Origin of the sequence: Allobosea sp. 2KB_26, assembly GCF_052115715.1 — a bacterium.
Classification (GTDB): domain Bacteria; phylum Pseudomonadota; class Alphaproteobacteria; order Rhizobiales; family Beijerinckiaceae; genus Allobosea.
In genome coordinates this window covers 74,142-98,844 of sequence record NZ_JBFRHE010000018.1, presented here as the reverse complement: position 1 = coordinate 98,844, position 24,703 = coordinate 74,142, and the positions used below count along the sequence as shown (strand labels likewise).

At 65.0% G+C, this 24,703-nt stretch carries 26 protein-coding genes; 16 read left to right on the top strand and 10 right to left on the bottom strand.

Annotated features, from left to right (window positions below; translation table 11 throughout):
- Window positions 1-86 precede the first annotated feature (86 nt).
- Window positions 87-1,088: a GTP 3',8-cyclase MoaA gene (gene moaA, locus AB4099_RS30020; protein ID WP_113514865.1), complete on the top strand. Its 1,002-nt coding sequence runs from the start codon at window positions 87-89 to the stop codon at window positions 1,086-1,088.
- 295 nt (window positions 1,089-1,383) lie between these two features.
- Here the strand turns inward: moaA and AB4099_RS30015 are convergent, their stop codons facing one another.
- Complete coding sequence (locus tag AB4099_RS30015) at window positions 1,384-1,917, bottom strand: GrpB family protein (RefSeq protein ID WP_441480780.1); 534 nt, start codon at window positions 1,915-1,917, stop codon at window positions 1,384-1,386.
- A gap of 126 nt (window positions 1,918-2,043) precedes the next feature.
- Window positions 2,044-3,816, bottom strand: coding sequence for a methyl-accepting chemotaxis protein (locus AB4099_RS30010; RefSeq protein WP_441480779.1), 1,773 nt, complete (start codon window positions 3,814-3,816; stop codon window positions 2,044-2,046).
- 212 nt (window positions 3,817-4,028) lie between these two features.
- Between AB4099_RS30010 and solA the strand changes: the two genes are divergently transcribed.
- The 5 genes from solA (at window position 4,029) to AB4099_RS29985 (ending at window position 9,859) form a co-directional block, all read left to right on the top strand.
- The gene (gene solA / locus AB4099_RS30005) at window positions 4,029-5,171 is read left to right on the top strand and encodes an N-methyl-L-tryptophan oxidase (RefSeq protein WP_441480778.1); all 1,143 of its coding nucleotides are present in this window, start codon (window positions 4,029-4,031) and stop codon (window positions 5,169-5,171) included.
- A 63-nt stretch (window positions 5,172-5,234) separates the two neighbouring features.
- A complete protein-coding gene (locus AB4099_RS30000; RefSeq protein ID WP_441480777.1) occupies window positions 5,235-6,137 on the top strand; it encodes a DMT family transporter in 903 nt (300 codons plus the stop codon).
- Window positions 6,134-7,324: a multidrug effflux MFS transporter gene (locus AB4099_RS29995; protein ID WP_113514810.1), complete on the top strand. Its 1,191-nt coding sequence runs from the start codon at window positions 6,134-6,136 to the stop codon at window positions 7,322-7,324. The genes AB4099_RS30000 and AB4099_RS29995 overlap by 4 nt, the downstream gene beginning before the upstream one ends.
- 118 nt (window positions 7,325-7,442) lie before the next feature.
- On the top strand, window positions 7,443-8,042 hold the full coding sequence (locus tag AB4099_RS29990) for a TRAP transporter small permease subunit (RefSeq protein WP_113514808.1): 600 nt from the start codon (window positions 7,443-7,445) through the stop codon (window positions 8,040-8,042).
- 104 nt (window positions 8,043-8,146) lie between these two features.
- Window positions 8,147-9,859, top strand: coding sequence for a TRAP transporter large permease (locus AB4099_RS29985; protein WP_441480790.1), 1,713 nt, complete (start codon window positions 8,147-8,149; stop codon window positions 9,857-9,859).
- Window positions 9,860-9,933: 74 nt separating this feature from the next.
- Here the strand turns inward: AB4099_RS29985 and AB4099_RS29980 are convergent, their stop codons facing one another.
- The 3 genes from AB4099_RS29980 to AB4099_RS29970 form a co-directional block, all read right to left on the bottom strand.
- Window positions 9,934-10,314, bottom strand: a complete 381-nt coding sequence (locus tag AB4099_RS29980) for a porin family protein (protein ID WP_113514807.1) — start codon at window positions 10,312-10,314, stop codon at window positions 9,934-9,936.
- 191 nt (window positions 10,315-10,505) lie between these two features.
- Window positions 10,506-11,600: a TRAP transporter substrate-binding protein gene (locus AB4099_RS29975; protein WP_113514737.1), complete on the bottom strand. Its 1,095-nt coding sequence runs from the start codon at window positions 11,598-11,600 to the stop codon at window positions 10,506-10,508.
- A gap of 291 nt (window positions 11,601-11,891) precedes the next feature.
- A complete protein-coding gene (locus AB4099_RS29970) occupies window positions 11,892-12,977 on the bottom strand; it encodes a TRAP transporter substrate-binding protein (RefSeq protein ID WP_113514735.1) in 1,086 nt (361 codons plus the stop codon).
- 326 nt (window positions 12,978-13,303) lie between these two features.
- On the opposite strand from AB4099_RS29970, the gene speB reads away from it, so the two are divergent.
- From speB to AB4099_RS29955, 3 genes are all read left to right on the top strand, one after another.
- Window positions 13,304-14,356, top strand: coding sequence for an agmatinase (gene speB, locus AB4099_RS29965; protein WP_113514733.1), 1,053 nt, complete (start codon window positions 13,304-13,306; stop codon window positions 14,354-14,356).
- Entirely contained in the window at window positions 14,353-14,838 is a 486-nt protein-coding gene (locus AB4099_RS29960; protein WP_043240876.1) for an Lrp/AsnC family transcriptional regulator, read from the top strand. Before speB ends, AB4099_RS29960 begins: the two co-directional genes overlap by 4 nt.
- A 159-nt stretch (window positions 14,839-14,997) precedes the next feature.
- Entirely contained in the window at window positions 14,998-16,242 is a 1,245-nt protein-coding gene (locus tag AB4099_RS29955) for an MFS transporter (RefSeq protein ID WP_441480776.1), read from the top strand.
- Between the two features lie 29 nt (window positions 16,243-16,271).
- Here AB4099_RS29955 and AB4099_RS29950 read toward each other — a convergent pair whose 3' ends face one another.
- Entirely contained in the window at window positions 16,272-16,874 is a 603-nt protein-coding gene (locus AB4099_RS29950; RefSeq protein WP_441480775.1) for a TetR/AcrR family transcriptional regulator, read from the bottom strand.
- A gap of 101 nt (window positions 16,875-16,975) precedes the next feature.
- Between AB4099_RS29950 and AB4099_RS29945 the strand changes: the two genes are divergently transcribed.
- From AB4099_RS29945 to AB4099_RS29915, 7 genes are all read left to right on the top strand, one after another.
- Window positions 16,976-17,194: a hypothetical protein gene (locus tag AB4099_RS29945; RefSeq protein ID WP_441480774.1), complete on the top strand. Its 219-nt coding sequence runs from the start codon at window positions 16,976-16,978 to the stop codon at window positions 17,192-17,194.
- Between the two features lie 131 nt (window positions 17,195-17,325).
- The gene (gene rocD, locus AB4099_RS29940; protein WP_441480773.1) at window positions 17,326-18,546 is read left to right on the top strand and encodes an ornithine--oxo-acid transaminase; all 1,221 of its coding nucleotides are present in this window, start codon (window positions 17,326-17,328) and stop codon (window positions 18,544-18,546) included.
- A gap of 220 nt (window positions 18,547-18,766) precedes the next feature.
- Window positions 18,767-19,543 carry a transporter substrate-binding domain-containing protein gene (locus tag AB4099_RS29935; protein ID WP_113514723.1) on the top strand — a complete coding sequence of 259 codons (777 nt, stop codon included), beginning with the start codon at window positions 18,767-18,769 and terminating at the stop codon, window positions 19,541-19,543.
- Window positions 19,544-19,623: 80 nt separating this feature from the next.
- A complete protein-coding gene (locus tag AB4099_RS29930) occupies window positions 19,624-20,352 on the top strand; it encodes an ABC transporter permease (protein WP_069877202.1) in 729 nt (242 codons plus the stop codon).
- The gene (locus AB4099_RS29925; RefSeq protein ID WP_113514721.1) at window positions 20,349-21,065 is read left to right on the top strand and encodes an ABC transporter permease; all 717 of its coding nucleotides are present in this window, start codon (window positions 20,349-20,351) and stop codon (window positions 21,063-21,065) included. The genes AB4099_RS29930 and AB4099_RS29925 overlap by 4 nt, the downstream gene beginning before the upstream one ends.
- Window positions 21,066-21,177: 112 nt before the next feature.
- A complete protein-coding gene (locus AB4099_RS29920; protein WP_113514719.1) occupies window positions 21,178-22,044 on the top strand; it encodes an NAD(P)-dependent oxidoreductase in 867 nt (288 codons plus the stop codon).
- Between the two features lie 41 nt (window positions 22,045-22,085).
- A complete protein-coding gene (locus tag AB4099_RS29915) occupies window positions 22,086-22,472 on the top strand; it encodes a hypothetical protein (protein WP_441480772.1) in 387 nt (128 codons plus the stop codon).
- Here the strand turns inward: AB4099_RS29915 and AB4099_RS29910 are convergent.
- Genes AB4099_RS29910 through AB4099_RS29895 form a run of 4 tightly spaced genes read right to left on the bottom strand, consistent with a single transcriptional unit; the run spans window position 22,459 to window position 24,654 of the window.
- Window positions 22,459-23,112 (bottom strand): uracil-DNA glycosylase family protein, encoded by a 654-nt coding sequence (locus AB4099_RS29910; protein WP_441480771.1) that lies wholly within the window; start codon window positions 23,110-23,112, stop codon window positions 22,459-22,461. The genes AB4099_RS29915 and AB4099_RS29910 overlap by 14 nt on opposite strands.
- On the bottom strand, window positions 23,109-23,579 hold the full coding sequence (locus AB4099_RS29905) for a hypothetical protein (RefSeq protein WP_113514714.1): 471 nt from the start codon (window positions 23,577-23,579) through the stop codon (window positions 23,109-23,111). The genes AB4099_RS29910 and AB4099_RS29905 overlap by 4 nt, the downstream gene beginning before the upstream one ends.
- Entirely contained in the window at window positions 23,576-24,043 is a 468-nt protein-coding gene (locus AB4099_RS29900) for a hypothetical protein (protein WP_113514712.1), read from the bottom strand. Before AB4099_RS29900 ends, AB4099_RS29905 begins: the two co-directional genes overlap by 4 nt.
- Entirely contained in the window at window positions 24,043-24,654 is a 612-nt protein-coding gene (locus tag AB4099_RS29895) for a glutathione S-transferase family protein (protein WP_441480770.1), read from the bottom strand. The genes AB4099_RS29900 and AB4099_RS29895 overlap by 1 nt, the downstream gene beginning before the upstream one ends.
- Window positions 24,655-24,703: the final 49 nt, after the last annotated feature.

The following is a 24,703-nucleotide window of genomic DNA, read 5'->3' as shown; positions in this document are numbered from 1 at the left end:
GCTGCCACCACGCACGTGCGAGCAGCGGATGGTGGAAACGCTGTAGAGACGAAACCAGAGTGCTGATCGACTCCCACAAGCCCGTGATGCGCCCGCCGCTGATCGATCCGTTCGGTCGGGAGATCAGCTATCTGCGCATTTCCGTGACGGATCGCTGCGATTTCCGCTGCGTCTACTGCATGTCCGAGGACATGACCTTCCTGCCCAAGCGTGATCTGCTGACGCTGGAAGAGGTCGACCGGGTCGCAACCGCCTTCGTGGCGCGCGGCACCCGCAAATTGCGCATCACCGGCGGCGAGCCGCTGGTCCGGCGCGACATCATGAACCTGTTCCGCTCGCTCTCACGGCATTTGGCCAGCGGCGCGCTGGACGAGTTGACCCTGACGACCAACGGCTCGCAGCTCGAGCGCTATGCGAGCGAGCTCGCGGCCTGCGGCGTGCGGCGCATCAATGTCTCGCTCGATACGCTCGATCCGGACAAATTCCGCACGATCACGCGCTGGGGCGATCTAGGCAAAGTGCAACGCGGCATCGAGGCTGCGCGCGAGGCCGGGCTCAGGGTCAAGATCAATGCGGTGGCGCTGAAGGGCGTCAACGAGGATGAGATCGAGGGCCTGATGCAATGGGCCCATGGACTCGGCATGGACCTCACCTTGATCGAGGTGATGCCGCTCGGCGAGATCGAGCCCGGCCGCATCGACCAGTTCCTGCCGCTCTCGATCGTCCGCGCGAGGCTGATGGACCGCTATACGCTCGACGACGATCCCTATCGCACCGGCGGACCGGCGCGCTATGTCCGGGTCCGCGAGACCGGCGGGCTGCTCGGCTTCATCACGCCGATGACCCATAATTTCTGCGAAAGCTGCAACCGTGTGCGCCTGACCTGCACCGGCACGCTCTATATGTGCCTTGGCCAGGAGGACGCCGCCGATCTGCGCGCGGCCGTGCGCGCGTCCAGCGACGACGCCCTGCTCTACCGCGCCATGGACGAGGCGATCTCGCGCAAGCCGAAGGGCCATGACTTCGTCATCGACCGCAGGCATGCCCGCCCAGCCGTCGGGCGCCATATGAGCGTGACAGGGGGCTAGCGCATTACGACCAGCGCGATGCCGGCCTCTCCGCCTCGAGTGCCGGCCTGACCGGTTCGGGATTTGCGATCGAGGGCGCCAGGCCCGCCCGCAACAGCGCGCTGCTTGCCGCCGGGCTCGACCTCAAACTCAGCCCCGCCGTGACGCTCGGCGCCCGCCTCGACGGCGAACTCTCCGGCAGCACGAACCGCCTCGGCGGCCAGGCCCAGGTCAGGGTCAGCTTCTGAGAGGGCTTTGCTGAGGCCGGCCCGTGCCGCTCAGGCCGGGCCGACTGGTCCCGAAGACATCTCCAGGCTCAGTGGCTTTGATGCCACGCGAGGGCATCCGCCTCCGCCTGCCTGATCCACGTATCCTTGCAGTCGCCGTAGGCATGGGAGTCGTCGGGATGCCGGCTCCGGCAATCCGCCTTCACGCGATCATAAGCGGCTGCGATGTCGGGATGTGCGCGGAGATAATCGCGGAACACCAGATGCCGGGTGATCTCTGAGCAGCCTTCAGGGTAGCAATGAAGCTGGACGAGCCTCCGTCCGGTTTCCTCATCGGATTTCGTGAGGTAGCGCCGGCCGGCCAAGCCAAGCTCTCCCCACCATTCGTAGCCGCGCGCTTCCAGCTCGCCTTGCCGGGCGTCCAGCGCCGCAAGGCTCGTGACGACGGGGATCAGGTCCAGGATCGGCTTGGCGTGAATGGCCGGGACGGCTGTCGAACCGACGTGATGAACGATGAGCAGGTATGGCCCGATGGCCTCAGCGAGACGTTCTGCCTCACGCTCCGCGAGTTTGGACCAATGGGGATCATGGGGGTGCAGTTCGACTTTGATGGGCGGCGGCATGCCGGTGCTCTTCCATTCACGGCCGAGCTCTTTCGGCGATCCGACGGCCCGGCGCAAGGACGAGCATGCAGCGGACGCATTCGCCTTCAGATCGCCCCGGCCCGTCACGGAGGCGCAATGGCCTGCTTACATCCGGTAGGCCATCCGCACACCGCCCCAATGGCGACCGTTCACACGGAGCGGCGCATCGACCTCGCGCATGAGCTGAGTAACGTCGCCCATGTCGCGCCGGTAGGACTGAACGAGGAAGGGGCGCACCGAGCGGGCCGACATGATGCCGGCGCGATCGTGGAACATGCGGCGGTTGCGGCTATGCGGCGCATTCCAGGCTGGATCCCCCTTGCGCTGCGGATGGGCGAATTCGGGATGGTGCACCGGAATATAGCCGTTGCGATCGATCGGCAGGGCAAAGACCAGACGCGGATCACCCGCCAGTTGCTCGGCAAGCACCGGCGGCAGCAGCGCCTCGAGGGCCGGCAACGCGCTGTTCGTGTATTGCTGCGGCTCGGTTTCCGGCACGGGCAGGTAGTTGACGTCGAAGAGCTGGGCTTCCGACAGTTTCCCGTCCCGCAGCGCCTGCTCGAAGAGAGTGCCCAGGTGCACCGCGAAAAGCTGCGCGCGTTCGATCAGTGGCCGATAGGATTCTTCGATTTCGTCGAGAAGACGGCGCAGGGGCTCATGCTCCCTGACCGTCGCTTCGCCGAAGGCGACGTGCAGACCGAGCTGGCTCGACGCCATCAGGCGGCAGGCCAATGGCGGCAAGCCGCCGATGGCGATCGTCCCGCCCGTGCCTGGGCGGATGCCGGGATCGGATTGGGCGAGCAGCAGCGTTCCCCCCAGCCCGAGGTCGATCGTCTGCGCGCTGAAGGTCGTGGCGCCGAAGCGTCCCTCGACCGGATACTCGGCAGGGAACCTGTCATGCTGGCGGCGGTCGGCGAAGACCGTGTGCCGGAGCAACGGGACGAAACGCCCCATCAGCCCTTCGGCCTGCCGTGCGCCATCCGACATGGCGGCGCGCGCCTCAGCACTGCGAGCCGCCGCGCCCAGAGCCATTTCGTCGATCTCGCCGACCTGCCGGGAGACCGTATCGATGAAGCGGGCCGTCTCGTCGGCGCTGCGCGAGAGTTCCGCCGCCGCCGCTGCCTGCTCATGCGAGGCGCTACCGATGGCCGCGATCACCGGGTTGACGTCCCGGACCATCTGCAGCGCGTCGGTGACGATCGCAGCCGACCCCTGGGCCGTCTGGGTCAACCGATCGACACGGTTGCGGATATGGTCGACCGCGTCACGCACCTCGATGGAGAGCGCCTTCACTTCCTGGGCAACGACGCCGAAGCCGCGGCCGGCCTCGCCGGCGCGCGCCGCTTCGATGGTCGCATTCAAGGCGAGCAGGTTGGTCTGGCGCGCGATCTCGGCAATGGAATCGACGATGCTGCGGATCTCGACCGTGGCGGTGGCGAGGCCGGTCATCATCTGCGTCGCCTCGCCGGCCCGCATGGCCGCGGCCTCCAGCATGTCGCGCGCGCCGTTCATCGAGCTGCCGACCTGCTCGGCCGCGTCAGAGACCTGCTGGGTGGCGGTCGCGAGCGCGCTCGAATTCATGCTGGCCGTCTCGGCCGCCTGCCTCAGATCGCCGGTGCGCCTGTGGATGCCGATCGAGCCACCCTCGGCCTGGCTCGAGGTGTGCTCTGCCTCATACAAGCGCCCGGTGAGGCGCCGCAGGGCGGCAACGACATCCTGTTCGAGCGCATTGACGGCTTCGCGGATCGAGGCATCGTCAAGCGGATCGGGAAGCTCAAGCGCCTCTGCCGGTGAGGCAGGATCAGCTGTAACGACAGGCCCGGCTGCAACCGTACGGTCTTGGGTGCCCAACCAGCGCCGGACCCTTTCGCGAAACATCAGCCAATCCCGGACAGCGCAAAGTCGAACCTTTATGGTGGGGCAATGTTAACAAAGCTTCTCCCGAAGCCGCGACTTGCCCCAGGGAAAGCTCGGAAACGCGAAATGCCATGCGCCGGAAGCGGGATTCGCCGTCCTGCGCCGGCATGGACCCAATGCAAGGCTGCAGCTAAAGCTCTGATCATCCGCTTCGCCCTCCCCCAGGCCAGCCCATGACCAGTCATAGCTACGACGTGATCGTTGCCGGTGTCGGCGCCATGGGCTCCGCCGCATGCTGGCATCTCGCGCGGCGCGGATTGAAGGTGCTAGGCCTCGAGCGCTTCGACCTCGGCCATGCGATGGGCTCGTCCCATGGCATGACGCGGATCATCCGCCTCGCCTATTTCGAAGGCTCGCATTACGTGCCGATCGTCCGGCGGGCGCATCAGCTCTGGTCAGAGACCGGCGCGGAAGCGGGCATGCAGTTGCTGCACGTCACCGGTTCGCTCGATCTCGCGCCCGAAGGCGCCGGGCCGGTTGAATCCTCCCTGCGCTCCTGCCTCGACCACGGGTTGACGCATGAGGTGCTCTCGGGCCCGGAGATCGCACGACGTTTCCCCGGTTTCCAGCTGCCGGCGGGGCATGTCGGTCTCTGGCAGCCCGATGGCGGGTTCGTCGCCTCCGAGAAGGCGATCTATGCCCATGTCGGCCTCGCCCAATCCCGCGGCGCCGAAATCCGCACCAATGAGCCGCTGCTCGACTGGACACCGACCGCACAAGGCGGCGTGGTGGTGCGCACGGAGCGCGGCACCTATTCGGCTGGCCGGCTGGTGATCACCTCCGGTGGCTGGATCGCCGACGCCGTCCCGGCGCTGGCCGCGAATGTCTCGACCGTGCGGCAGGCGATCGGCTGGTTCACGACGCGGCGGCCGGAGCTGTATCGCCCTGGCGCCTTCCCCGTTTTCATCCTCAGTGTCGAGGAAGGCACCTTCTACGGCTTTCCGCTCTACGAGCATCCGGGCTTCAAGCTCGGCGGCCCGCATTTCGGGCGCGAGCCGATGGATCCGCGCGAGCCGGACCGCACACCGAGCCCGCGCCAGGTGGCGCTGATCCGCGATTGCCTGGCCCGCTACCTGCCCGATGCCGCCGGAGAACCGCTCAGCCTGAAGGGTTGCGTCTACACCGTGACGCCGGACGAGGATTTCGTGATCGACGCCGTGCCGGGCGTGCCGCAGGCCGTGTTCGCATCCGCCTGTTCCGGCCATGGCTACAAATTCGCCAGCGCCATCGGCGAAATCCTCGCCGACCTCTCCACCACCGGCCAATCCGCTTTCGATCTCAAACCCTTCTCGCTCAGCCGCTTTCCGGAAGCGTGAGCCGCCGCGAGCCCGGCGCAGAACGCCTGCGCGACGGTCTCTCGACGCCACCAGGACCTTGCCTTGGCCAGTTCAGCCGAAAATCGTCGCGGAATCATCGCCATGCTGCTGGCGATGCTTCTCTTCACCTGCAACGACGCGCTCATGAAGCTGGCACGCGAAGCCTACCCCGTCGGGCAGGCAATCTCGCTGCGGGCCGCCTTTGCGGTGACGACAGCCCTCGCGATGGTCTGGTTCATGGGCGAGGCGCGCAAGCTCGGCGAAATGTTCAGGCCGCTGGTGCTGCTGCGCGGGATGATCGAGGCCGCGATCGCCCTGATCTTCATCTGGTCGCTGGCCAAGCTCCCGCTCGGGAACATCACCGCGATCCTGATGGCCTCCCCGCTCATCATCCTCGTGCTCGCGGTGGTGCTCGGCATCGAGAAGGTCGGCTGGCGCCGGACCGTCGCCGTCATGGTTGGCTTCATCGGCGTGCTGGTGGTCATCCGGCCGACGCCCGAGCACATGAACATCGCCGCGATCACGGCACTCGTCAGCGCCATATTGGCCGCGATCCGTGATCTCGTCACCCGCAGGATCGGCAACCACGTTCCCTCGACGGTGATCTCGCTCACCGCAACGATCATTGTCGGACTATCCGCATTCACCCTCGGCTTCTTCGAAACCTGGGTGCCGATCCGCCGCATCGAGACCCTCTATGTCGGCGGCGCGGCCGTGCTGGTTTCGCTCGGCAGCTTCTGCATCGTCAACGCCTTCCGGAACACCGATGTCGGGGTCGTCACCGGCTACCGCTATTCCGGCGTCGCCTTCGCGGTGCTGATCGGATACCTGCTCTGGGGTGAGGTTCCCGACGCCTGGGCCGTGACCGGCATCGCGCTGATCGCCGGCAGCGGCCTCTACACCCTGCATCGCCAGCGCGTCGCTCCCAGCGCCAAGCTGAAGATCGAGGGCGGCACGCCGTCATGAGCGGCCAGCCTGTCGCAGCGAAGCCCGCCCTGCTCGTCCTCGTCGCGATCTCGACCCTGCAGCCGATCGCCCTCAACCTTCTCGCGCCTGCGACACCGGCCGTGGCGCGCCATTTCGGCACGAACTACGCGACGATCCAGCTCACGCTCACGCTGTACCTCGTCTCGGTCGCGCTGATCCAGTTGCTGATCGGCCCCCTCTCCGACCGCTTCGGGCGGCGCCCCTGCGTCAATGCCGGAATCATCGTCTTCATTCTCGGCTCGATCCTCGGAGCATTGGCCCCCACCACCGAAGTCCTGTTGGCGGCGCGCGTGCTGGAGGGCGCAGGTGCCGGTACGACCTTCGCGCTCGCCCGTGCCATCATTCGCGACAGCGCCCATCGCGACGAGGCGGCGAGCCAAATCGCCAGCGTCACCATGGTCATGGTGGTGGCGCCGATGATCGCGCCCTATCTCGGCGGCCATATCGAAACCTGGTTCGGCTGGCGGATGATTTTCTGGGCGATGACCGCAGCCGGCGTGCTCGTTCTCCTGCTGACGGCAGCCCGGTTGCCGGAAACCGCTCCGAATGTCGGCGTCAGGACATCGCTGCTCGGCGTCTTCCGCTCCTTCCCGCTCCTGGCGCTCGACCGGGAGTTCATCGTCAATGTCATCGCGCTTTCGATGACATCGGCAGCGTTCTTCGCCTTTGTCGCCGGTGCCCCTTTCATCGTTGTCGAGACGATGGGCCGGGGCTCGGATGTCTATGGCGCCTACTTCATCCTGAGCGCGTTCGGCTACATGGTCGGGAACTTCGCAATGTCGCGGCTCGCGGTCAGGCGCGGGGCTGCTCCGCTGGTGCGGACTGGCCTGATCATTTCTGTCGTGATGATGAGCATCGCGATGCTGTTCGCGATGAGCGATTACTGGACGCCGCTGACCCTCTTCCTGCCGCTGGCGATCAGCTCGGTCGGCAATGGGCTGACAATTCCCGGGGCGGCCGCTGCAGCGCTCTCCGCCAAACCCGAGCTTGCGGGCTCCGCAGCCGGATTGATGGGAGCCATCCAGCTCGGTGTCGGCGCGCTGGCGACGATCGTGATCAGTTGGCTTGTCATACTTTGGCCGCAGTCCCTGATCGCGACGATGTGGCTGATGATGGCGATCGGGCTATTTTCCTTGCGTTTCAGCAGCTTCCGGCGACACAGCTGATCCTCAACCCGTCGCCCTGCGTAATCTTGTGCTGCTCCAGACCTTCGTATAACCAGCGCATAACCAGCGCGACATGGCCCTCATGCGCCGCGTGCATTCATAATCTGGGAGAGCGGGTGTGCAGGGACTTCTCAAGGTCAGCCGCATCATCGACGCGATCAACGGTCAGATCGGCAAGAAAGTTGCCTGGCTGATCCTGCTGGCCGTCATTGTCGCGACGGTAAACGCGATCGTGCGCAAGATCTTCAATATGTCGTCGAATGCCTGGCTCGAGCTGCAATGGATGCTGTTCGGCGCCGTCTTCCTGATGTGCGCATCCTGGACGCTGCAGGTGAAAGAGCATATCCGCATCGACATCCTGAACAGCCAGCTGCCGAAGCGCGTTCAGCAATGGATCGACCTGCTCGGGCATCTCCTGTTCCTGCTGCCGTTCTGCGCACTGATGATCTACCATTCCTGGCCGTTCTTCTGGCGCTCCTACGCGGTCAACGAGCAGTCGCTCTCGGCCGGCGGCCTGCCGCAATGGCCCGCCAAGGGGCTCCTGATCATTGGCTTCTTCATGCTGTTCTGCCAGGGCATCTCGGAAGTCATCAAGCAGATCGCGATCATGCGCGGCCTCCTGGAGGACGAAGAGACGTTGCGCGGCCACGCAGCCGCGGCGGAAGCAGAAGCGCAACGCCTGCTGGATCAAGCCAAGGCCCAGGGCCTGGCTTCGTGAGCAACCCAGAAGAACTCCGGAAACCGCCGATGACCGCTTCCCGCTTCGCGCGCGCCGCCGGGCTGTTGCTCGCGCTCACCCTGACCGCCTTCCTCAGCCTGCATATGGGTGACGCCCATGCCGCCGGGATCGGCGATTTTCTGCGCGTCAACATGGCGCCGGTAATGTTCGCCGCCCTCGTGCTCTTCCTCCTGCTGGGCTATCCCGTAGCCTTCGCGCTTGCCGCCAACGGGCTGCTCTTCGCGCTGGTCGGCATCGAGCTCGGCATGTTCCAGGAGAACTTCCTGCAGGCGCTGCCGGAGCGCATCTACGGCACGATGAACAATGACGTGCTGCTCGCCATTCCCTTCTTCACCTTCATGGGATTGGTGCTCGAGCGCTCGGGCATGGCGGAAGACCTGCTCGACACGATCGGCCAGCTCTTCGGTCCCGTCCGTGGCGGCCTCGCCTATGCCGTGATCTTCGTCGGCGCGCTGCTCGCCGCCACGACCGGCGTGGTTGCCGCCTCGGTCATCTCGATGGGCCTGATCTCGCTGCCGATCATGCTGCGCTACGGCTATGATCGCCGACTCGCCTCAGGCGTGATCGCGGCGTCTGGAACACTGGCGCAGATCATCCCGCCTTCGCTGGTTCTGATCGTGCTCGCCGACCAGCTCGGCCGCTCCGTCGGCGACATGTATGAGGGTGCCTTCATCCCGGGCCTCGTCCTCGCCGCGCTCTACGCCGGTTACGTCTTCCTTGTCACCATCGTCTACCCGAAGCGTGCGCCCGGCCTGCCGCCGGAGGCACAGACCCTGCGCGATGCCGACGGCAAGACACGCCGGTTCTCGCTGCTGGTCGTCGCGATCCTCTCCTTCTGCGTCGCCTACGCCTATATGAAGCTCTACACCAAGGTCGATGCCGGCGCCGATTTCGTCGTGCTGACGATGTCGATCATGGTTGGCGTCTCGCTGGTCATCGCGCTGATCAACAAGATGCTGGGTCTCAAATTGCTGTCGCGGATGACCGAGCAGGTCATCTTCGTGATGGTGCCACCGCTGGCGCTGATCTTCCTCGTGCTCGGCACGATCTTCATCGGTGTCGCGACACCGACCGAAGGCGGAGCGATGGGCGCGGCGGGCGCGATCCTGCTCGCCTTCAGCAAGCGGCGCCTCTCCTTCGAGTTGCTGAAGCAGGCGACGGAGTCGACGGCCAAGCTCTCGGCCTTCGTGCTCTTCATCCTGGTCGGCGCGCGCGTGTTCTCGCTGACCTTCTACGGCGTCAACGGCCATGTCTGGGTCGAGCATCTGCTGGTCGGGCTGCCCGGCGGTGCGACCGGCTTCCTGATCGTCGTCAACGTGATGGTCTTCCTGCTGGCCTTCTTCCTCGATTTCTTCGAGCTGGCCTTCATCGTGGTGCCGCTGCTCGGCCCCGCGGCCGAGAAGCTCGGCATCGATCTGATCTGGTTCGGCGTCATCCTGGGTGTGAACATGCAGACGAGCTTCATGCACCCGCCCTTCGGCTTTGCGCTGTTCTTCCTGCGCTCGGTCGCGCCAAAGCACCGGTACAAGGACAAGGTCACCGGCCTGCAGATGGAGCCCGTCACCACCGGCCAGATCTATTGGGGCGCCGTGCCCTTCGTGGTGATCCAGTGCATCATGGTGGCGCTCGTCATCATCTTCCCGAAGATGGTGATGCACTACAAGGCATCCGCCATTCAGCTCGACCAGAAGTCGATCGACAAGCAGTTCGACTCGATCCAAATCCCGGGGCTGGGCGGAGGCGGCAGCATGCCGGGCCTCGACCTCAACGCCCCGCCGACGCTCAATCTCAAATAGGCGCCGGTCACCGGAAACAGAAAAGGCGGGGAGCGATCCCCGCCTTTTTCATGTCTGAATGGCATCCCTTGGGATCAGCGATAGAAGCTGTCGCCCAGCAAGCCGCGATCGGATTGAACCTTACCGCGGACGATCGCACGCACCGGCCCGAGGGTGGACTCGCCGCGCGCCTCGAGCTGGGCCGTGGCACCGACCGCAGAGCCATAGCGATTATCGGAGCGCTTGCCGAATTCGGCCCGAACCGAGCCGCCCGCGCGCACGCAGAACGAAGAACCATCGACCCTGACATAGCCGGGGCCGTATTCCGGGCAGGGACGCGTCGCCTTGTCCAGCTTGGGTGCAGGCAACTTGGCCGACGGGGCGCCGCGGCCAGGGAGGGGCTCGCCGATCGACTGAGCCGCGGCGGGGACCGTTGCAGCGAACACGGCGAGCAGACCGACAATCAGACGCGGCATTCGCAAGACTTCCCGAACAGATGCGCAAACGCGCGCAAGGCGTAACCAGCCCTGAGTCTAGCCCGCAAGCGCGGCAATGCAATGGCCGGCTGCCGGTCCGGCGGCATGCCCAGCGCAGGCGAAAAACCCCGGCCTCGCGGCCGGGGTCCGACAGGGATCGAGTTCGCCGGTTTCCCGGCGGGTCGCTCTCTTCAGAGCTGATTGGCCGCGCGCGCGCGGATCAGGAAGTTGTCGAAGCTGTATTCGGCGATCTGGAACCAGAGATATTCGTCGCCGCGGAAGGCCGACATCGCCTCATAGACCTTCTTGAAGTCGGGATTCTTGGCCGAGGTCTCGGCATAGACCTCCTTGGATGCCTTGAGGCAGGCTTCCATGATCTCCTGCGAGAACGGTCGCAATTGTGCACCGGCGCCGACGAGACGCTTCAGGGCCGCGGGATTCCTGGCATCGTATTTGGCCTGCATGTCGACATTCGCCAGTGCCGCCGCCGTGGTCAGCACCGATTTGTAGACTTTCGGCAGCGATTCCCATTTCGCCTGGTTGATGAAGAAATGCAGCGCAGCGCCGCCTTCCCACCAGCCCGGATAGTAATAGAACGGCGCAACCTTGTTGAAGCCAAGCTTCTCGTCGTCGGCCGGGCCGACCCATTCGGCCGCGTCGATCGTGCCCTTTTCCAGCGCGGGATAGATGTCGCCACCGGCGATCTGCTGCGGCACGACACCCAACTTGCTCATGACCTGCCCGGCGAAGCCGCCGATGCGCATCTTCACGCCCTGCATATCGGCAACGGTCTTGATCTCCTTGCGGAACCAGCCGCCCATCTGGCAACCGGTATTGCCACCGGGAATGGCGTAGATGTTGTGCTTCTTGTAGAATTCGTTGAGCAATTCATTGCCGCCGCCATGGTAGAACCAGGCGTTCTGCTGGCGCGCATTGAGGCCGAACGGCACCGCAGTGCCGAAAGCGAAGGTCGGATCCTTGCCGACATAGTAATAGGAAGCGGTGTGGCACATCTCGACGGTGCCGTTGGTTACCGCATCGGCCGCCTGCAAGCCGGGAACGATTTCGCCGGCAGCGAAGACCTGGATCTGGAAATTGCCGTCAGTCGCCTCGGACACGGCCTTCGCGAGAATCTCGGAAGCGCCGTAGATCGTGTCGAGGGACTTCGGGAATGACGAGGTCACTCGCCATTTCAGCTCAGGCATAGGCTGGGCGATGGCTGGGCTGGCAATGGCGCCGGCGGCAGCGCCGGCCCCGGCAACCTTCAGGAAATGGCGACGCTTCATCTGGATTTTTCTCCCCTCAGAGACGTTCAGCGGCACCGGTTGATCCGGCTTTGCGCCGCGCCCCAGAAAAGCAGGTCCTGCGATCCGCGCAAGTGGAAAGCATGCCCCCTATGCATTTTACGCAGGATAGTACTTTCGTCGCAGAGGAAACCGAGTTCCGGCGAACAAAACCGGTCAGCCTGTCCCCAAGGGAAAGCCGATCTCGTGCGAACGACCAAAGAAAAAGCCCGGCTTGCGCCGGGCTTTCGCGTTGATCTCGACCGAGAAGATCTCGGCCGGATGTCGTCGAATTCAGCGCGCGCGTGAACGCACCTGGAAGACGTCGAAGGTCAGTTCCGCGACCTGCCACCAGAGATACTGGTCGGAGCGGAAGGCCGTCATCGTATCGATGGCTTTCTTGAAGTCCGGGTTCTTGGCCGAGATCTCGGCATAGAGTTCGTTCGAGGCCTTGAGGCTGGCTTCGAGGATCTCCTGCGAGAACGGACGCAACTGCGTGCCGGCGCCGACCAGGCGCTTCAGCGCCGGCGGGTTCACGACATCATAACGTGCAGCCATCTGCGTGTTGGCATAGGTGCAAGCGGCGGTCAGGGCAGCCTGATAGGCCTTGGGAAGCGCGTTCCACTTCTCCAGGTTGACGAAGGCATGGACCGTCGGTCCGCCTTCCCAGAAGCCCGGATAGTAGTAGTACGGCGCGACCTTGGAGAAGCCGAGCTTCTCGTCGTCATAGGGGCCGACCCACTCGGCGCCGTCGATCGTGCCCTTTTCCAGTGCCGGATAGATGTCGCCACCGGCGAGCTGCTGCGGCACGACGCCGAGCTTGGCGAGAACCTGACCGGCGATGCCGCCGATGCGCATCTTCAGGCCCTGAAGATCGGCGACGGTCTTGAACTCCTTGCGGAACCAGCCGCCCATCTGCGCGCCGGTATTGCCGCAGGGCAGACCGTAGATGTTGAACTTCTTGAAGAATTCGTTGAACAGCTCATTGCCGCCGTTCTGATAGAGCCAGGCATTCTGCATGCGGGCGTTCAGACCAAACGGCACCGACGCGGCAATCGCGAAGGTCGGATCCTTGCCGACATAGTAATAAGAGACGGTATGCGCCATCTCGATCGTGCCGTTGGTGACGGCATCCGCGGCCTGCAGGCCGGGAACGATTTCGCCCGCCGCGAAAACCTGAATCTGGAACTTGCCGTCGGTCAGCTCGGAGACCATCTTGGCCATGATCTCGGCGCCGGCATAGATCGTGTCGAGGGACTTCGGGAAGCTCGACGCAAGGCGCCATTTCACTTCCGGGTTCGACTGCGCAACGGCCGGCATGGCGACAGCGGAGGCCGCAACGCCTGCAGTAGCGGCCTGAATAAATTGACGACGCTTCATTATGGACATCTCCTCGGATTTCGACTTTGCGATGCGCAGGCGGGTTCGGCCCCGTTACGGCGAAGTTTCAAGGATCATTATCGCTCGGTGCGCAGTTGATCTTGCGGGCACGTTTGGTTGATCCAAACTTTCATTCCTGCCGCCGATCCATGCCTGCACAAAATTTGCGCAGCTCTCCCCAAACATCGCATCACCGTCAACCAACCCAGACGCCTCGACAATTGCGCTCAAGGCATGGCACGGCTGCACACGAAGCGCATGGTACTTTCGCGGGGCCCGGTCAACCTCCGATCGCCCAATGCAGACAAATTGATGAGAGACGCGACATGGATCAGGACAAACTCGCCAGGCTGAGAGCCCGCTATGCCGGCGCGAGCGGGGGCGACATCCACGACCCGCGCTTCGCCAAGGTCGCTGCCGACCAGTTCAAGGGCGACCGTCGGAAATGGCCCTTCTCCGACGTTGCGACCTTCATCAGCGCGCCCTACCAGCCCGACGCGCTGAGCAAGCCCGATCTCGGCGGGCTCGACGTCGCGATCATTGGCCTGCCGATGGATCTCGGCGTCACGAACCGCGCCGGCACGCGGCTGGGGCCGCGCGCGGTCCGCGCCGTCGAGCGCATGGGGCCGATGGATCACGTCACCGGCATGGCGCCCTTCGGCCAGCTCAAGGTTGCCGATATCGGCGACGTGCCCTTCCGCTCGCGCTATTCGCTCGAGAGCTGCCACGAAGATATCGAAGCGACCTTCAAGACGATCGTGCAGGCCGGCGTCTCGACGCTTGCGGTCGGTGGCGACCATTCGATCACCTATCCGATCCTCAAGGCCGTCGGCGAAAGACGCCCGGTCGGCATGGTCCATATCGACGCGCATTGCGACACGTCCGGGCCCTATGAAGGCTCGAAATTCCATCATGGCGGGCCGTTCCGGCAGGCCGTGCTCGATGGTGTGCTCGATCCCGAGCGCGTCATCCAGATCGGCATCCGCGGCGGCGCCGAGTATCTCTGGGAGTTCTCCTACGAATCCGGCATGACCGTGATCCATGCCGACGAAGTCGACCGCATGGGGCTCGATGCGGTGATCGCAAAGGCACTTGCCGTGATCGGCGACGGGCCGACCTATGTCTCCTTCGATGTCGATTCGCTCGACCCGGCCTTCGCGCCCGGCACCGGCACGCCCGAGGTCGGCGGACTGACGCCGCGCGAGGCCCTTGCGATCCTGCGCGGTCTCAAAGGCCGCGATATCGTCGCGGCTGACGTGGTTGAAGTCGCGCCGCAATATGACGCGACCTCTAACACTGCCCAATGCGCGGCGCAGGTCCTGTTCGCCGAACTCTGCCTGATCGCCGAGGCGCGCGCGGCCGGCAAGGGCAGGCCGTGAAACGCAAGGCCGTCCAGCTCGACGCGATCGACCGCAGGATCGTCACGATCCTGCGCGCGGAGGGCCGCATCACCAATCAGGCGCTCTCGGAGCGGGTCGGTTTGTCCGCCCGGCCCTGCCTCGAGCGCGTGCGCAAGCTCGAGGCCTCGGGGTTGATCCTCGGCTATGGCGCGAGGCTGTCGCCAGAGATCGCCGGCCACGCCATCGTAGCCTTCGCTCAGATCTCCCTGCGCGACCACTCGGTCGGGCGGCGCGAGCGGGTCGAGAAGGTCTTGAGGGCCTGCCCCGACGTGGTCGAGGTGCAGGTGGTCAGCGGCGAGGCGGATTATCTTGCCCGCATCGTCGCGGATTCACTGGCGGAATATGAGGAACTGACCGGGACCTGGCTGGCCGATGCGCAGCTCGGCGTGGCTAAGATCGCCACGACCTTTGCACTGAAGGCGCTGAAGGACTTCGAGGGATACCCCTTGGCGGAGCAGTAAGCAGCGCGGCAGGCGCCATGCCCTGAACTCATGGCGCCCTGCCCCACGCGCGATTGGGCCCTTAGGCTCTTGCGCCGAGCGCATGTCAGAGACAATATATTGCAGCGCAGCGCGAACACCGCGCCGCAGCATAACGCCTTCATCATCCGGACGAATTCCATGACCTCCTCCATCACGGGAGCGGCTGTCGCGCGCGCAACAGGATCGCTTGCCGCACCGGCACAACGCACCAGCCTCGTTTTGTTCGCATTGGCGATGGGTGGCTTCGCCATCGGGACGGCCGAATTCGCGGTGATGAGCCTGCTGCCCTATTTCTCGGTCGGCCTCGGCGTCGACGGGCCGACGGCCGGGCACGTCATCAGCGCCTACGCGCTCGGCGTCGTCGCCGGTGCCCCCGTGATTGCAGTGCTCGCGGCCAAACTCTCGCGGCGGACGCTGCTGATCGGACTGATGGCGGCCTTCGCCATCACCAACGGCTTGAGCGCGCTTGCTCCCACCTATGGCTGGATGCTCGTCTTCCGCTTTCTGAGCGGCCTGCCGCATGGCGCCTATTTCGGCGTCGCAGCCCTGGTTGCCGCCTCATTGGTGCCGACGAACCGGCGGTCGCAGGCGGTCGCCCGCGTCATGCTGGGGCTGACGATCTCCACCATTCTCGGCGTGCCTCTCGCCAACTGGCTGGGCCTCGCGCTCGGCTGGCGCTGGGGCTTTGGCGTCGTTGCGGCGCTGGCTCTCCTCACCGTCATTCTGGTCGCGGCCTTCGCGCCGAAGGACAGGCCGCAGCCCGGGGCGAGCCCGCTGCGCGAACTCGGCGCGCTTCGGCACCGGCAGGTCTGGCTGACGCTGGCGATCGGCGCGATCGGCTTCGGCGGCATGTTCGCGGTCTACACCTATGTCGCCTCGACGCTGATGGAGGTCACGCAGGTCGCGCCCGGCATGGTGCCTGTCGTGCTCGCCATCTTCGGGCTCGGCATGACTGTGGGCACTCTCGTCAGTGCCTGGGCTGCAGACAGGGCCCTGATGCCGTCGGTCGGCGGCATCCTGCTCTGGAGCGCCGCCTCGCTCGCCCTGTTCCCACTCGCCGCCGGCAATATCTGGACCGTCTCGATCGTGGTCTTCATGATCGGCTGCGGCGGCGGCCTTGGCACGCCTCTGCAAACCCGGCTGATGGATGTCGCGGAGGACGCGCAAACCCTTGCTGCCGCGCTGAACCACAGCGCCTTCAACCTCGCCAATGCGCTGGGGCCCCTGCTCGCCGGGATGGCGATTGCCGGGGGCTATGGCTGGACCTCGACCGGCTGGGTCGGCAGCGCGCTGGCGCTCGGCGGTTTCGCGATCTGGCTTCTGACGCTGTGGGACATGCAGATGAGCAAGGCAGGCAGGGTAGCGCTCGTCCCGGGCGAGTAGCGGCTCCAATAAGCCCCTGCCAAGCCCCATCAGCGGGACGCTGGCGCTGCGATCAGACGCATGGCCGCAGGAATTGCCGCCCGCCCCTCGTCGAGGCGGTCGGTCAGGACATAGTACCAGTTGAAGCCGATATAGAGCGCGAGCCGCGTCTCGATCTCGCTTTCGGCAATCTCGCCTCGCCCGGCCGCAGCGGTGAAGAGCTTGCTCAGATGCAGTGTCCGCTTCGGCAGGAATTTCAGGCGCAGGGCGTCGAGAGCGGCGCTGTTCGATTGCGCTTCGGCGATGAGGGCGCGAAAGGTCCGGCCAGACGGCGTTGCCGACCAGAAGTCCCAGAGCCCCGCGGTATAGGCAACCAGATCGCCCGTCAGGTCCCCGGTCATCGGCTGCGTCAGCATAGCCGCCTTCTCGGCGTCATAGACGTCCATGAGCAGATCGGCCCGCGTCTTCCACCACCGATAGATCGTCGGCTTGCCTGCACCGGCGCGCCGGGAGACGGCGTCGATCGAGAAGCCCGCATAGCCCCCTTCGGCCAGCACGGCGCGCGCGGCGGCGAGAATCGCAGCCTCCGAAGCCGGACTGCGCCTGGCTCCAATCGAGGCACGCCGTGGCGTGGGCTGATCGATCCCGCTCATGAGTGACGACGCAGTTCCTTCTGTCATCCGACCTCTTGCATAACGAAACGGGCCGTGCATATCAATATATCGAAACGGTACGTTTCGTTTTGGAGAAGATCATGCCTCAATCGTCATCACTCCCCGGCCTCCTCGGCAGGCTTCGCTTCCTGGGCACGCTCATGGTCGGCGCCTATCTCCTCATCAACGCCCTGCTGACCCTGCTTGCCCCCCTGACCGCCGGCTGGTCGACCTGGTCGGTCACCGCGCTGGCCGTGCCGCCCATGGTGCTCGGCATGGTCTATCTCGTGATACCGATCGCGCGTCGCGGCACGGCCTAGCCACGTCGATCCGGCGCTGGCGTGTCCGATTCTGTCGCCCACTCGACAGAATCGGCCGCCGATGGAGCTGATTCCAACACTAACCGGTCGTCTCGGCAGATTTACCCTCGCTGGAACGAGGGAGAACGACCATGGATGCAATCGCGCTCGAGCAGCAGGTCTGTGCCGCAAATTACGCGCCACTGCCGATCATGCTCTCACATGGCGAGGGTGTCTGGCTGACCGATACCTCCGGGGTGAAGCGGCTCGACATGATGAGCGGCTATTCGGCCGTCAGCCTGGGCCACGGTCACCCGCGCATTCTCAAGGTCCTGAGCGAACAGGCGCGCAAGCTCGCGGTGACGAGCCGGGCCTTCCACTGCGAACCGCTCGGCCCGTTCCTCGAGAAGCTCTGCGCCGTATCGGGCCAGGACATGGCGCTGCCGATGAACACCGGCGCCGAGGCAGTCGAAACCGCAATCAAGGCGGCACGGCGTTGGGGCTACCGGGTCAAGGATATCGCCAGGGATCAGGCCGAGATCATCGTCGCCGCCGGCAATTTCCACGGGCGCACCACGACGATCGTCGGGTTCTCCTCCGAGGACAGCTATCGCGACGGTTTTGGCCCCTTCGCACCAGGCTTCGTGACGGTGCCCTTCGGGGATTCTGCGGCCGTCGAGGCGGCGATCACGCCCCGCACCGCCGCCATCATGATCGAGCCGATCCAGGGAGAGGCGGGCATCGTCATGCCGCCGGCGGGCTATCTCAAGCGGTTGCGCGAACTCTGCGACCACCACAACATCCTGCTGATCCTCGACGAGATCCAGTCCGGGCTCGGACGCACCGGGCGCTGGTTCGCGCATCAGCATGAGGGCATCCGAGCGGACGGCCTGATCGTCGGCAAGGCGCTGGGCGGCGGTGTCTATCCCGTCTCGGCCTTCCTTGCCTCTCGGGATGTCATGCGCCTGTTCGAGCCCGGCTCGCATGGCTCGACCTTCGGCGGCAACGCGCTCGCCGCCGCGATCGGGCTGGAGTCGCTCAAGATCATCGAGGAAGAGCGGCTGGTGCAGCGCTCCGCCGAACAGGGCGCTCACATGAAGCAGCGCCTTGCCGCGATGACCCGGGGTATCGCGCGCGACGTCCGGGGAGCCGGTCTGTGGATCGGCGTTGATATCGATCCGGCAGTGGGTTCCGCCAAGGCGCTCGTCAAGGCACTGGCCAGCGCCGGCGTGCTGACCAAGGAAACCCACGAGACGGTCATCCGATTCGCCCCGCCGCTGACGATCAGCCGGGCGGAACTGGACTGGGGACTCGGCCGCTGCGAGGCAGTCTTTGCAGCGTTTGGCGGACAGCGCAGGGCCAGCGCGGCCTGAGTACGGTGTCGAAGCGCGCAGGCACAATCCGCGCGGAATCAGGCAGGGGCATAAACAATCAATAAAATCAGTGTTTTGTGCTGCCCTCCCTTTAAGCGGCTTCGCTCAGAAAAGCTGCATGCCCCCACTTGCGGGCAGGGCACAGGATCGCACAATCTGTAAGCACAAGCCGGACACGGGAACTCGAAACGCCCGGCCGGTCAAACCTGTGGGAGGTACCATGAAAGGTTTCGTTCGTTTGATCGCCGCCGCTGTGCTGACGGCTGCCGGCGCCACTGGCGTCCTGGCCCAGGCAAAGGAGTGGAAGGAGATCCGGATCGGCACCGAAGGCGCCTATCCCCCCTTCAACAATCTCAACGCCAAGAAGGAACTCGAAGGCTTCGAGATCGACTACGCCAACATGCTTTGCGAGAAGATGAAGGTGAAATGCACCTGGGTGGTCCAGGACTGGGACGGCATCATCCCGGCGCTGCTGGCTAATAAATACGACATCATCATCGCCGGCATGAACGCCACCGATGAGCGCAAGAAGCAGGTCGATTTCACCGCGGTCTATACCAAGACCCCGATCTGGGCGATCAGCGCCAAGTCGGCTGGAAGCGACATCTCGCCGGCTGCGCTGAAGGGCAAGGCCATCGGCACGCAGGGCTCGACCATCCACGCCAACTTCCTCGAGAAGTTCTACAAGGATTCGACCATCCGCCTGTATCCGACCCAGGAAGAGGCGAATCTCGACCTGGCCAATGGACGGCTCGACTACATCATCGCCGACTCGCTCTCGCTCGAGGACTTCCTCAATGGCAAGGGCAAGGATTGCTGCAAGAAGGCGGCAGACGTTCCGCGTGACGCCACCATCCATGGCCCCGGCACGGCCGGCGCGGTGCGCAAGGCCGATGTTGAGCTGAAAGCGATGTGGGACAAGGCGATTGCCGAATCGATCGCCGACGGCTCGCACAAGAAGATCCAGGACAAGTGGTTCAAGTTCCCTATCCTGTGACAATAGCCGGCTGACCGAACCCCGTCGGCGTGCCTTGCGCGCCGGCGGTGGTCCATTTCCCTCCCCTCGCCGGCTTATCCATGTTCGACAAACTCGCACTGCTCGGTTTCGGCGACGGCGGCTGGGGCCTCGCCCTGCTCCAGGGCGCCGGGATCACCATCGCAATCGCGCTGGCAACCCTGCCTTTCGGCCTGCTGCTGGGCCTGATCGTCGCGCTCGGCAAGCGTTCCGAGAACATCGTTTTGCGCTGGCTGGCCACGGTCTACACGACCGTGTTCCGCGGCGTTCCGGAGCTTCTGACGCTCTACATCATCTATTTCGGCATCCAGATCGTGCTGCAGAAGGCCTGGGTCTCGCTCGGCCTGCCCGGCAATTTCAGCATGCCCCCCTTCGTCGCCGGCATGGTGGCGCTCGGCGTGGTGCTCTCCGCCTTCTCCAGCGAGGTCTGGGTCGGTGCGCTCAACTCGATCCAGAAGGGTCAGCGCGAGGCAGCCGCCGCGCTCGGCCTGAGCAAGGGGCAGGCTTTCCGCCTCGTGGTGTTCCCCCAGCTCATCCGGGTGGCGCTGCCCGGCTTGGGCAATAACTGGATGGTGCTGCTGAAGGAGACCTCGCTGGTCTCGGTCATCACCCTGCCCGACATCATGTTCATCACCACCCGCGCCAATGTCGCGACCAAGGAACCGTTCCTGTTCTTCGGTGCGGCGATGCTGATCTATCTGTTCTTCTCGCTGATCTCGGCCTGGGGCGTCGGGCGTCTCGAGATCCGTGCCAATCGCGGCTTTGCTGCCTTCGGTGGAGCGACGCGATGAGCTGGTGCGAATATCCGGGCTATCTCTTCGGCAGCGAGGTTTTCCAGAATTACGGCTGCCGGATGGCGAGCGGCCTGTGGGTGACTTTCGAGCTTGTCGTGATTTCGGTCGCGATCGGCTTTGTGCTGGCACTCGGGCTCGCCATCGCACGGCTTTACGGGCCGCGCTGGGCCAAGGCCGCGATCAACGGCTACACCACCTTCTTCCGCGGCACGCCGCTGCTGTGCCAGCTCTTCCTGGTCTATTACGGCCTCGGCCAGTTCCGGCTGTTCTGGCAGGATGTCGGCCTGTGGTGGTTCTTCCGCGAGCCGTTCTACTGCGCGCTGCTGACCTTCACCGTGAACACGGCCGCCTATCAGGCCGAAATCCTGCGCGGCGCGATCCAGTCGATCCCGCGCGGCCAGTTCGAAGGCGCCATGGCGCTCGGGCTGCATCGCTGGTCGACCTTGCGCCTTGTAATCATGCCCCAAGCGATGATCCTGGCGCTCAGGCCACTCGGCAACGAGCTGATCGTGATGATCAAGGCCAGCGCAATCGCCTCGCTCGTCACGCTGTTCGACCTGATGGGGGCAACGAGGCTCGCCTTCGCCCGGTCCTTCGATCTCACGATCTATCTCTACGCCGCGCTGATCTATCTTCTCCTGGTCGAGGTGATCCGGCGGGTCTGGGACCGGCTCGAACTCAGGCTGACGCGGCATATGGCGCTGCGCTGAGGGGCGCGCTCTCCATCCCCGACAAAATGCCTTGGCGTGCACGCGACTTCCCCCGGTGGGTTGCGCGCGCTACAGGCCGAAGCGAAACCAGAACCTATCAGCGGAGCGGAACATGGCTAAGGTTGCCTTCATCGGTCTCGGCGTCATGGGCTACCCCATGGCCGGTCATCTCAAGGCCAAGGGCCACGACGTCACCGTCTATAACCGCAACGCGGCCAAGGCCCAGGCCTGGGTGGCGCAGCATGGCGGCACATCTGCCCCGACACCGGCCGAGGCGGCCAGGGGCCAGGAGATCGTCTTCGCCTGCGTCGGCAATGACGACGATCTGCGCTCGGTGACCACCAGCGAAGCAGGAGCCTTCGCGGGCATGGCGAAGGGCGCTGTCTTCGTCGACCACACCACGGCCTCCGCTGGCGTTGCCCGCGAGCTCGACGCGGCCGCGAAGGCCGGCGGCTTCGGCTTCATCGATGCGCCGGTCTCCGGCGGTCAGGCCGGCGCCGAGAACGGCGTGCTGACCGTGATGTGCGGCGGCGCTCCGCAGACCTATGCCCGGGTCGAGCCGGTGATCGGCGCCTTCGCGCGGATGTGCAAGCTGATGGGCCCGGCCGGCTCTGGCCAGCTCACCAAGATGGTCAACCAGATCTGCATCGCCGGACTGGTGCAGGGGCTGTCCGAAGGCATCCATTTCGCCAAGCGCGCCGGCCTCGATGTCGAGTCCATGCTGGAGGTGATCTCCAAGGGTGCCGCCGGCTCGTGGCAGATGGAGAACCGCGGCAAGACGATGAATGCCGGGAAATTCGACTTCGGCTTCGCCGTCGACTGGATGCGCAAGGACCTCGACATCGTGCTCGAGGAGGCGCGCCGCAACGGGGCCCAGCTCCCGGTCACCGCGCTGGTCGACCAGTTCTATGCCGAAGTCCAGAAGATGGGCGGCAAGCGCTGGGATACGTCCAGCCTGATTGCGCGTCTCGAGGATTAGTGCATCCTGACCCTGGGGAACACTCCCCGGGGGGATACAGAATGGCCGTTGCGAGATTGGGGCTGGCAGCAGGATTGCTGCTGGCCATGGTAGCTGACGCGAGCGCAGCCAACGTCAACGTAAAGAGTGGCGTCGAACGGATGATTGGCCGGAACGGTTCGATAAGCAGTCAAACCTGCCAGGCAATGAGCCTGCAGCCCGTCATCGCCCAAGCCGCGCGCCATGGAAACGTGGAGTTTCGCCTGAACACGTTCAAGGTCACGAACCGATCCTCGCACTGTCTTGGCCAGAGTTTTAGAGGCTTCGGCATCTACTATCGGTCGCAGCCCGGATTCCGCGGCACGGATCAAGTGGTCATTTCCACCTTCCTCCATAACGGCCGCACCGATGTCAGGACCGACTACACCTATGTGATCACGGTGCAGTAGGCCTCAACAGCCGCGCTACCTCCTCGCGCAACACCGGCAGAAGCTCCGCTTCGAACCAGAGATTGCGCTTCAGCCAGGCATTGTTGCGCCAGGAGGGATGCGGCAGCGGCAGCACGCGCGGACGGCGCGGCTCCGCCAGGATCGCGCGCCAATCCGCGACCGTGGCGGAGAGGTTGGTGCCCGCCTTCGCGCCGAGATGCCAGGCCTGCGCATAGCGGCCGATGGCGAGCACGAGTTCGATCTGCGGCATCGCGGCAAGCACGCGCGTGCGCCAGATCGGCGCGCATTCGCGGCGCGGCGGCAGATCCCCGCCCTGCGCGTCGAGACCCGGGAAGCAATGGCCCATCGGCACGACCGCGACTCTGGCCGCATCGTAAAACGCCGCTTCGTCGAGCCCGAGCCATTGCCGCAACCGGACACCGGACGGATCGGTGAACGGCTTGCCGCTGGCGTGGACGCGGGTGCCGGGCGCCTGGCCTGCGATGCAAAGCCTGGCCGTCGACGAGGCCTGGATCACCGGGCGCGGCTCGTGCGGAAGCGGCGGCTGGAAACGCGGTTCGTCGCGACAGATGCGACAGGCAGCCAGTTCCTGCAGCACCGAGGCGAGCGTTTCCGGCGCGCGCTCCCGATCCGGCTTCATCGCGCCGCCACGCGGGAAGGCGCCCCGCGCCGCTGCGAAATCAGGCCGTCGCAGGTCCAGACCTTGGCGCTGGTCGCATAGCCATGCGGGTCCCCCGGCTCAATCGTGGCGACGCCATTGATGCGACCGCTCGGCCGGTTGCGCAGGACATAGAGGCCTCCACTGCGCTCGACCGTGAAGCAAAAGGTGCGGCGCTGCTCGGGCGGTCCGTAGTAATAGCAGACCGCGTCCGGCGTGGTCGTCCAGCAGGCGTCGCGGTTCGGCACATGCCGGTTATGTCCGCTCGCCCGGCCGTCGGCGTGATGGTACTCGCTGAACGGCATGCCGTTATTGTAGCGACCGCTGACCGTATTGCCTTCGAAAATGCGGCGGATGTCCTCGCCGTTGAGGCGCTCCGCAGCCTGCACTGGACAATTGGCGGCGACCTGAAGCACGAGTGCGGCCGCAAGGAGCAGCAAACGCATCATCGCGAGGCAAGCCTGCGGCGCGACATCGGCACGTCAGGTGCCTTGGAGATCAGGCCGTCGCAATACCAGGGCTCGCCCTTGTCGGAATGCCCGCGGGGATTGCCGGGCTCGACGGTCGCGAGAGCATTGATCTGCCCGTTCGAGACATTGCGCAGGACGTAGAGCCGATCCGTCAGCTCGACCGTGAAGCAATGCACGGTGCGGTCGCTCGGCGGGCCATAGTAGTAGCAGACCTGATCCTCCTTCGTGATCCAGCAGGCATCCTTGTTCGGCTGCCAGCCATTATGGCCGAGCGCGCGGCCATCCGGCTCATGATACTCGGTGAAGAACCCGCCATTGGTGTAGCGGCCGCTCACCGTGTTGCCCTCGAAGGCTCGCTTGATCGCCTCGCCGTTCAGCCGTTCGGCTGCGAGGGACGGCTGGACCAGCACCAGCAGCGCCAGAACGGCGAAAACCCGTCGCATCAGGCCTTCCAGCTTGGCCGCGCTGACACTTCGTCATGCCACCGGCGGATGTTGACGCACTCCTCCGGCAGCCGAACCCGGGACGGCTTCATGAAGTCGACGGCGATGCCTCCGGTGATATCGGCCACCGTGAACTGATCCCCGGACAGGAAACGATTGCCGGCGAGCTGGAGCTCCATGATGAGAAGGTGGTCATCGATCTGCTCACGGCTGGCCTCCGCCCATTCCGGAACCTGATGTTCGAGCTCGGCCATGGAGGGGTGGCTGTGCCGGAAGACGGACATGACACTGGTGAACAGGCCCAGCTCGACGCGCCGGTTCCACATCTCGATCTGCGCCTGTTCCTTGGCGTCCCCGCCGAAGAGCACGGGTTGCGGATGCAGGCTTTCGAGATAGCGGCAGATCGCAATCGTCTCGGCGAGCGCCGTTCCATCGTCGAGCATCAGCACCGGCAGGCGCTTCAGTGGGTTGATGCGGGCGAATTCGGGCGTGAGGTGTTCCTTCCGGGTAATATCCACCGGCACGAGCTCCGGCAGCGGAACCCCCTTCTCTGCGAAGAAGATGCGGACCCGCCGCGGATTGGGCGCGCGCCCGCCATCATAGAGCTTCATCGTCGACCTCATCGGAAACCGCGTGCGAACCCGACCATGGCGGAGGTCC